The following is a 5,843-nucleotide window of genomic DNA, read 5'->3' as shown; positions in this document are numbered from 1 at the left end:
CACGACCTCTCGATCGTCCGTCACATCTCCGACCGGGTCGGCGTGATGTACCTCGGCAAGATGGTCGAGATCGGCAGCGACCTGGAGATCTACGACCACGCCACCCACCCGTACACCCAGGCACTGCTCTCCGCGGTGCCGGTGCCGGACCCGACGGCCCGCGCCAACCGGGACCGGATCGTGCTCCAGGGCGACATCCCCTCGCCGGCCAACCCGCCGTCCGGCTGCCGCTTCCGCACCCGCTGCTGGAAGGCGGAGGAGCGCTGCTCCACCGAGCTCCCGCTGCTGGCGGTGCCGTCCCTGGACGGCCCGGCGGCACACGAGTCGGCCTGCCACTTCGCCGCCGAGCGCGAGCTCACCGCGGCGTGAGCCACGGGTGAACCACGGCGCGATCTGACGCCCGCTCAGTCTGACGGCCCCACAGCTCCCCGCTGTGGGGCCGTCGGCGTAGCGGCGGGCACCCATCCGGCCGTACCACGGTCGCGCCGTGCGGCCGGTGCCCTTCGAATGGGGTGTGATGCGTCACAGACCCCTGAGGAGGAAGCTCGATGCCCGCAGCCACCAGAGTCCGCTGGGCCGTAGTCGGTGCGACATCCGTGGCCCTGGTGGCCACCGGATGCGGTAGCAGCGGCGGGGGAGGAGGCTCCTCCGACGCCAGCAAGACCTTCAGCTACCAGAGCAGCGAGCCGCAGAACCCGCTCCAGCCGGCGAACGCCAACGAGGTCGGCGGCGGCCGCATCACGCAGAACCTGTTCAAGGGGCTGGCGGACTACGACCCCTCGGACGGCAAGCTGCGGATGCAGGTGGCCGACAAGATCGACACCAGTGACTCGCAGACCTTCAACGTCACCCTGAAGACCGGCTGGACCTTCCACGACGGCACGCCGGTCAAGGCGAAGAACTTCGTGGACGCCTGGAACTGGGCCGCCACCACGGCGAACAACCAGATCAACAGCTCCTGGTTCTCCGACATCGAGGGCTACGCGGACGTCCACCCGGCCAAGGGCGCGGGCACCAAGACCACCATGTCGGGCCTCACGGTGGTGGACGACACCCACTTCACCATCAAGCTCAGCGGCAAGGTCTCCTACTTCCCGTACAAGCTGGGCTACATCGCCTTCTCCCCGCTGCCGGACGGCTTCTTCAAGGACCCGTCCGGGTACGGCCAGAAGCCGGTGGGCAACGGCCCGTACGAGTTCGTCAGCTGGGACCACAACGCGCAGATCACCACCAAGGCCTTCGCGAACTACCAGGGCGTGGACAAGCCGAAGAACGGCGGCGTGGTGTTCAAGATGTACACCACCGCCGAGGCCGCCTACGCGGACCTGCAGTCCAACAACCTCGACGTGATGGACCAGGTGCCGCCGTCGGCGCTGGCCAACTACAAGAACGACCTCGGCGACCGGGCGATCGACGCCCCGCAGGGCGCCATCCAGAACATCGGCTTCACGCTCTACCAGGCCGACTGGGCCGGAGCGAACAAGGCCAAGGTGCGGCAGGGCCTGTCGATGGCGATCGACCGCGACACCATCACCAAGACGGTGCTCCAGAGCTCCCGCAAGCCGGCCAACTCCTGGGTGGCCGAGGGCGTCGAGGGCTTCAAGTCCGGTACCTGCGGCGACTCCTGCACCTTCGACGCCGCCAAGGCCAAGCAGCTGATCACCGAGGGCGGCGGCGTCCCCGGCAACAAGCTGACCATCACCTACAACGCCGACGGCGGGCACAAGGAGTGGGTGGACGCGGTCTGCAACTCCATCCGCCAGTCCACCGGGGTGGACTGCGTCGGCGACCCGAAGACCGACTTCAAGACCGCCCGCGCGGCCATCACCGGACACACCATCAACGGCGCCTTCCGCACCGGCTGGGTGCAGGACTACCCGCTGAACGCGAACTTCCTGTCCGACGTCTACAAGACCGGCGCCGCCTCGAACGACTTCGGCTACAGCAGCCCCCAGTTCGACCAGCTGGCGAACCAGGCCGACCAGGCCGCCTCGATCCAGGACTCGGCCTCGGACTACCAGAAGGCCGAGGCGGTGCTCGCCCAGGACATGCCGGCGATCCCGCTCTGGTACTACCGGACCAACTCCGGCTACTCCACCAAGGTGCAGAACGTGAAGTTCGACTCCTTCGGCAACCCGGCCTGGACCCAGGTCGAGGTCAAGGGCTGACACCCACCCCCGCCGGCCCCGCCCTCCCTCCTCGGGGAGGGCGGGGCCCGGGCACCAAGTCACCCCCTCGGAAGGAGGTTCGATGGGCCACTACGTCATCCGGCGCGTGCTCCAGATGATCCCGGTCTTCTTCGGTGCCACGTTCCTGATCTTCATCATGGTGTACACCCTGCCCGGCGACCCGATCGCGGCGATGTTCGGCGACAAGGCGGCCGACCCGGCGACCGTGGCCAACCTGCGGCACCAGTACCACCTCGACGAGCCCTGGTGGAAGCAGTACCTGATCTACATGGGCAACGTCTTCCAGCTGGACTTCGGCACCAGCTTCACCGGCCGCCCGGTCTCCGAGATCATGGCCGACGCCTTCCCGGTGACCATCCGGCTGGCCCTGGTCGCCTTCTTCTTCGAGATCGTGATCGGTCTGCCGCTCGGCCTGCTGGCCGGCCTCAAGCGCGGCTCCTTCGCCGACACGGCGGTGCTCATCCTGACCCTGATCGTCATCTCGATCCCGGTCTTCGTGCTCGGCTACATCGCGCAGACCATCTTCGCGATCGACCTCGGCTGGGTCACCGCCACCGTCCAGGACTCCACCGACATCCTCCAACTGATCCTGCCGGGGCTGGTGCTGGCCTCGCTCTCGCTGGCCTACGTGGCCCGGCTCACCCGGACCTCGATCGGCGAGAACCTGCGGGCCGACTACATGCGCACCGCGGTGGCCAAGGGCCTGCCCCGGCGGACCATCATCGGGCGCCACCTGCTGCGCAACTCGCTGATCCCGGTGGTCACCTTCCTGGGCACCGACCTGGGCGCCCTGATGGGCGGCGCGATCGTCACCGAGGGCATCTTCAACATCGCGGGCGTCGGCAACATCCTCTACAAGGCGATCCGGACCAAGGAGGGCCCGACCGTCGTCGGCATCGTCACCGTGCTGGTGATCGTCTACCTGGTGGCCAGCCTCGTGGTGGACCTGCTCTACGCCATCCTGGACCCGAGGATCCGCTATGCCTAGCAACGACCTCCCCGACGAGCACGACCCGCTGCGGCGCATCCCGCCGACCGACAGCGACCACCTGGACTACGTCGGCCAGCAGGGGCTGGCGGTGGCGCAGGACACCCTGAACCAGCCCGATCCGGCCAAGCGGGAGGAGGCCCGCAGCCTCTGGGGCGACGCCTGGCGGGACCTGCGGCGGCGGCCGATCTTCATCATCTCGGCCCTGCTGATCGTGCTGCTGGTGCTGATGGCGGTCTGGCCCAGCCTGTTCACCAGCACCGACCCGCGACAGGCGAACCTGGCCCAGAACTACCTGCGCAAGCCGGACTGGGCCGACGTGTTCGGCGCCGGCTGGTTCGGCTACGACGGTCAGGGCCGCTCGATCTACGCCCGGGTGATCTACGGCGCCCGCGCCTCGATCATCGTCGGCGTCTGCGTCACCCTCGCCGTCACCCTGCTCGGCGGGGTGACCGGCATGGTGGCCGGGTACTTCGGCGGCTGGGTGGACGCGGTGATCTCCCGGATCATCGACATCTTCTTCGGCATCCCGCTGCTGCTCGGCGCCCTGGTGCTGCTGAACGCCTTCACCACCCGCACCGTCTGGTCCGTGGTGATCGCCCTGGCGGTGCTCGGCTGGACCCAGCTGGCCCGCGTGATGCGCGGCTCGGTGCTGACGGTCAAGCAGGCCGACTACGTGGTGGCCGGCAAGGCGCTCGGCGCCGGGACCCCGCGGCTGATGGTCCGTCACATCCTGCCGAACGCGATCGCCCCGGTGATCGTGGTGGCCACCATCGCGCTCGGCGGCTACATCACCGCCGAGGCCACGCTGAGCTTCCTCGGCATCGGCCTCCAGGACCCGACCATCTCCTGGGGCGTGGACATCTCCTCGGCCCAGCGGGTGATCCGGACCGCGCCGTTCGCGCTGTTCTTCCCGGCCGCCGCGCTCAGCCTCACGGTGCTGGCCTTCATCATGATGGGCGACGCGGTCCGCGACGCCCTCGACCCGAAGCTGCGCTGAGAGAGGCGGAACGAAGGCGATGACCACCGCAGTCGACACCAAGAAGCCCGCCCGGGAAGCCCCGTACGAGGGCCCGCTGCTCGAAGTCCGGGACCTGCATGTGGAGTTCAAGACCCGGGACGGGGTGGCCAAGGCCGTCAACGGGGTGAACTACAGCGTCAGCGCGGGCGAGACCCTGGCGGTGCTGGGCGAGTCCGGCTCCGGGAAGTCCGTCACCGCGCAGGCGATCATGGGCATCCTCGACATGCCGCCGGCCCGGATCCCGCAGGGCGAGATCCGCTTCCGCGGCCAGGACATGCTGAAGATGGACCGGGAGGCCCGGCGGCAGATCCGCGGCCAGAAGATCGCGATGATCTTCCAGGACGCGCTCTCCTCGCTCAACCCGGTGCTCACCGTCGGGCACCAGCTCGGCGAGATGTACCGCGCCCACCGGGGCATGTCCGGCAAGGCCGCCAAGCTCAAGGCCATCGAGCTGATGGACCGGGTGCGCATCCCGGCCGCCAAGGACCGGGTCGGCGACTACCCGCACCAGTTCTCCGGCGGCATGCGCCAGCGCATCATGATCGCCATGGCGCTGGCCCTGGAGCCGGACCTGATCATCGCCGACGAGCCCACCACCGCGCTCGACGTGACGGTGCAGGCCCAGGTGATGGACCTGCTGGCGGAGCTGCAGGCCGAGTACCACATGGGCCTGATCCTGATCACCCACGACCTCGGCGTGGTCGCCGACGTCGCGGACAAGATCGCGGTCATGTACGCCGGCCGGATCGTCGAGACCGCCCCGGTGCACGAGCTCTACGCCCGGCCGGCCCACCCGTACACCCGGGGCCTGCTGGACTCCATCCCCCGGCTCGACCAGAAGGGCCACGAGCTCTACGCGATCAAGGGCCTGCCGCCCAACCTGCTCCGCATCCCGCCGGGCTGCGCCTTCAACCCGCGCTGCCCGCGGGCCCAGGAGGTCTGCCGCCAGGACGTCCCGCCGCTCTACCAGGTGACCGGGCCGGACGGGGCCGAGCTGCCGGGCCGGCGCAGTGCCTGCTTCTTCTGGAAGGAGACCCTCGATGACGCCTCCTAACGGCGCGAGCGCGCTCGGCGCGGCCCTCCCGGAGGAGGTGGCCTTCGAGCAGGAGGTGCCCCGGGGCGAGCCGATCCTCGAAGTGCGGGACCTGGTCAAGCACTTCCCGCTGACCAAGGGCATCCTCTTCAAGAAGCAGGTCGGCGCGGTCAAGGCCGTGGACGGGGTCTCCTTCGACCTGATGCAGGGCGAGACGCTGGGCATCGTCGGCGAGTCGGGCTGCGGCAAGTCCACCCTGGCCAAGGTGCTGATGAACCTGGAGCCGGCCACCTCGGGCTCGGTCCGCTACAAGGGGGAGGAGATCTCCCGGCTGAGCGGGTCCGCGCTGAAGGCGGTGCGGCGCAACATCCAGATGGTCTTCCAGGACCCGTACACCTCGCTCAACCCCCGCATGACGGTGGGCGACATCATCGGCGAGCCCTTCGAGATCCACCCCGAGGTGGCGCCGAAGGGGGACCGCCGCAAGGCGGTGCAGGACCTGCTGGACGTGGTGGGCCTGAACCCGGAGTACATCAACCGGTACCCGCACCAGTTCTCCGGCGGGCAGCGGCAGCGGATCGGGATCGCCCGGGGGTTGGCGCTCAAGCCGGA

At 69.1% G+C, this 5,843-nt stretch carries 6 protein-coding genes; all 6 read left to right on the top strand.

The window, feature by feature from the left end:
* Nucleotides 1-369, top strand: a 369-nt coding sequence (locus ACWCYY_RS40515) for an oligopeptide/dipeptide ABC transporter ATP-binding protein (RefSeq protein WP_449798941.1), incomplete at its 5' end; no start/stop codon positions are given.
* 179 nt (nt 370-548) lie between these two features.
* Nucleotides 549-2,168, top strand: a complete 1,620-nt coding sequence (locus ACWCYY_RS40510; protein WP_345282160.1) for a peptide ABC transporter substrate-binding protein — start codon at nt 549-551, stop codon at nt 2,166-2,168.
* Between the two features lie 82 nt (nt 2,169-2,250).
* Entirely contained in the window at nt 2,251-3,177 is a 927-nt protein-coding gene (locus ACWCYY_RS40505) for an ABC transporter permease (RefSeq protein WP_345282162.1), read from the top strand.
* Nucleotides 3,170-4,177 carry an ABC transporter permease gene (locus ACWCYY_RS40500; protein ID WP_345282164.1) on the top strand — a complete coding sequence of 336 codons (1,008 nt, stop codon included), beginning with the start codon at nt 3,170-3,172 and terminating at the stop codon, nt 4,175-4,177. The genes ACWCYY_RS40505 and ACWCYY_RS40500 overlap by 8 nt, the downstream gene beginning before the upstream one ends.
* Nucleotides 4,178-4,196: 19 nt before the next feature.
* Nucleotides 4,197-5,252, top strand: coding sequence for an ABC transporter ATP-binding protein (locus ACWCYY_RS40495; protein WP_345282166.1), 1,056 nt, complete (start codon nt 4,197-4,199; stop codon nt 5,250-5,252).
* On the top strand, nt 5,239-5,843 hold a 605-nt coding region (locus ACWCYY_RS40490; RefSeq protein ID WP_449798940.1), incomplete at its 3' end, for an ATP-binding cassette domain-containing protein. The genes ACWCYY_RS40495 and ACWCYY_RS40490, both read left to right, overlap by 14 nt.

The organism is Kitasatospora sp. NPDC001664, assembly GCF_053596675.1.
Note: the sequence above shows the minus strand (reverse complement) of the source record. Positions and strands in the feature narration are given on the sequence as shown.